This is a genomic window from Limosilactobacillus vaginalis DSM 5837 = ATCC 49540 (genome assembly GCF_000159435.1).
Classification (GTDB): domain Bacteria; phylum Bacillota; class Bacilli; order Lactobacillales; family Lactobacillaceae; genus Limosilactobacillus; species Limosilactobacillus vaginalis.
In genome coordinates, this window is record NZ_GG693513.1 from 1 (window position 1) to 210 (window position 210).

Consider the following 210-nt stretch of genomic DNA (forward strand, 5'->3'; position numbering starts at 1 on the left):
TCATAAACGTTTTTTCAAACGCTTAATCATTGGTGCGTCGCTGTTTGCCACCTGTAGCTTGCTGACACAGCTACTACTGGCAAAAGATGTTCCCCTGCCCTTTTTGCTGACCGGATTAACGCTGGTACTTGGCGTCACTGCTGAGCTGGGGCCATTGCACGCAAAATTGCTTCCTGCATCGCTGCTCGCCGCCATTTTTACCCTCAGTTT

At 50.0% G+C, this 210-nt stretch carries 1 protein-coding gene; it reads left to right on the forward strand.

Translation table 11 applies throughout. The annotated features are described in order from the left end of the window. Positions 1–210: FUSC family membrane protein (locus HMPREF0549_RS09685; RefSeq protein ID WP_003718043.1), on the forward strand; the 210-nt coding region annotated here is incomplete at both ends.